The organism is Rathayibacter sp. SD072 (assembly GCF_017355185.1).
Taxonomy (GTDB): Bacteria; Actinomycetota; Actinomycetes; order Actinomycetales; family Microbacteriaceae; genus Rathayibacter.
Genome location: NZ_JADILJ010000099.1, coordinates 1 through 2273 on the forward strand (window position 1 = coordinate 1; position 2273 = coordinate 2273).

Below are 2273 nucleotides of genomic sequence, written 5' to 3' on the forward strand. Positions count from 1 at the left end.
CCGTCGGCCGCCGCGAGCGCAACAAGCTCGAGAAGCTCGAGCGCATCACCGCTGCCGCGAGCGAGCTGTTCGCCGAGCACGGTGTCGACGAGGTCACGACCCAGCAGATCGCCGATCGCGCCGACATCGGCACCGGCACCCTGTTCCTCTACGCGAAGACCAAGGGCGAGCTGCTGCTCCTGGTGCAGAACGCGAACTATGTCGGGGCGCTGGAGCGGGGCCGCGCCGCGGCCGAGGAGATCGAGGATCCCGTCGACGCGCTGATGGCGCTCGCGAGGCCGATCGTCGAGTGCAACCGGGCGCAGGTCGAGAACGGCCGCACCTACCTCCGCGAGATGGTCTACGGCGACCCTGAGGAACCCCGCCACGCGGAGGCCCTCGGCATCGTGGCGGGCACCGAGGAGGCCGTCGCCGCGCTCCTGCAGCGCGAGGGGCGGGTCGACGCGGAGCGCGCGGCGATCCTCGCCCACGTGCTCAGCGCGATCCTCCTGCTCTCGATGTCCCTGACGGCGAACGCGGGCGCGAGCATCGACGAGATCCTGATCGACGTGCGGAGGCAGGTCGAGGCGATCCTGCCCTGACAGGTCAGTCCCGGTGAGTGTCGCGCGGGTCCGGCGTGAACTGCTCCGAGTAGAAGAAGTCGAGCGCCGTGTCGTCCGGATCCATCGGCCCGCCGTGCGGGGGCGAGTCGAGCAGCTCGAGCTTCTCGCGCAGGTAGGCGATCGCCTCGGAGTTGTCCGGGGCCTCCATGCTCGAGTGCGCGACCTCGGCCATGATGCCCATGCCGGGGCCGAGCACGAACGTGGCGACCGTCTCGTCGCCGTCGGAGCTGAAGACGTGCACGTCCACGTCGTCCGCGGACCCGGCAGCGGCGAGACGGGCCGCGTAGTGCAGCAGCAGATCGACGACGTCGTCGCCCGCGAGGAGGGATTTGTCGGCGTAGCTGATGTGCTTCATGGCTCCGAGGGTAGGAAGGCGTCGCCCGGGAATCGATGGGCTTGACCCCGGCGCGGTGAGCGTGGGACGGACGTCGCGATACTGGGGGGATGCCGGTGCCGATCCGCCCCTACCGCTCGGCGGACGCCGCCGCGACGTTGCAGGTGTTCCTGGACGCCGTCACCCGGACCGCCTCCGCCGACTACTCGTCGGAGCAGATCGAGGCGTGGGCGCGCCGCGATGACCGCGACCTCGACCGGTGGGGCACCGCGCGCGCGGCTCGGCCGACCGTGGTCGCCCTCGACGGCGCCCAGGTCGTCGGCTTCTCGGACGTCGACGCGGAGGGCTGGATCGACATGCTGTTCGTCGCGCCGGACCACGGTCGACGGGGCGTCGCGTCAGCGCTCCTGGCGCATGTCGAGGCGCTCGCCCGCGCTCAGGGCGCGGTCGAGCTCGGGACCGACGCGAGCCTGACGGCCCGGCCCGTCTTCGAGCGGCACGGCTTCACCGTCGTGGCGCGGCAGCATCCGGTGCGCGGGGGAGTGGCCCTCGTGAACCACCGGATGCGGAAGGCGCTGGTCTGACGGGAGTCGCGGGCGGGAGTCGCGAGACGACCGGCGCCCGCTCGTCTCACGCCTCCGATCGGCGCAGCCGCACCAGCACCGGCAGCAGCAGCAGCGCCAGCACCCCGCCGCCGAGCGAGAGCGCGGCGTAGCCCGGCCCGGCGACGACGACGCCCGAGAGCACGCCGGCGCCGGCTCCTGCCAGGGCTATCAGCACGTCGAGCGTGCCCTGCGTGCGGGCGCGGTCCTGCATCACGGTTCCGGCGACGACGAGGGCCGTGCCCGAGATCAGCCCGAGATTCCAGCCGAGGCCCAGGAGGACGAGGGCGGCGATCGTGCCGACGAGGGACTCGCCGGGGGCGAGGGCCGCGACGAGACCTGCGAGCAGCAGCAGCGCTCCGGACGCCGCCGCCACGGGTGCCCGGCCGACGCGGTCGACGAGCGCTCCCGTGACGAGCGACGGGAGGTACATCGCTCCGATGTGCAGGCCGATCACGAGGCCGACGTCGCCGAGGTCGTGCCGGTGCGCGCTCATGTGCACGGGAGTGGTGGTCATGATCGCGACCATCACGATCTGCGTCAGCACCATCACGACCGCGCCCGCGAGCGCCGTCGGCGAGAGGCGCAGGCGTCCGGTCGAGGCGGGGGCGGAGGGAGCGGCGGAGGCCGCGTCCAGCCGGCGCGCGAGGAGGAAGGGATCGGGTCGGAGCAGCACCAGCAGTGCCGCTCCGGCCGCGAGGTAGGCGGCCGCGGCGAGCAGGAAGGGACCCGCGA

At 72.9% G+C, this 2273-nt stretch carries 3 protein-coding genes and 1 pseudogene; 2 read left to right on the plus strand and 2 right to left on the minus strand.

Annotated elements, in window-relative coordinates:
• Window positions 1-581 (plus strand): TetR/AcrR family transcriptional regulator (locus IOC53_RS18550; RefSeq protein ID WP_207408079.1); only part of this gene is annotated, 581 nt, incomplete at its 5' end.
• 4 nt (window positions 582-585) lie between these two features.
• On the opposite strand, the gene IOC53_RS18555 is transcribed toward IOC53_RS18550, so the two are convergent.
• The gene (locus IOC53_RS18555) at window positions 586-957 is read right to left on the minus strand and encodes a hypothetical protein (RefSeq protein ID WP_207408081.1); all 372 of its coding nucleotides are present in this window, start codon (window positions 955-957) and stop codon (window positions 586-588) included.
• An 89-nt stretch (window positions 958-1046) separates the two neighbouring features.
• Between IOC53_RS18555 and IOC53_RS18560 the strand changes: the two genes are divergently transcribed.
• A complete protein-coding gene (locus IOC53_RS18560) occupies window positions 1047-1520 on the plus strand; it encodes a GNAT family N-acetyltransferase (RefSeq protein ID WP_207408083.1) in 474 nt (157 codons plus the stop codon).
• Window positions 1521-1566: 46 nt separating this feature from the next.
• On the opposite strand, the pseudogene IOC53_RS18565 reads toward IOC53_RS18560, so the two are convergent.
• Window positions 1567-2273: pseudogene (locus tag IOC53_RS18565) on the minus strand (MFS transporter); the annotation flags it as partial.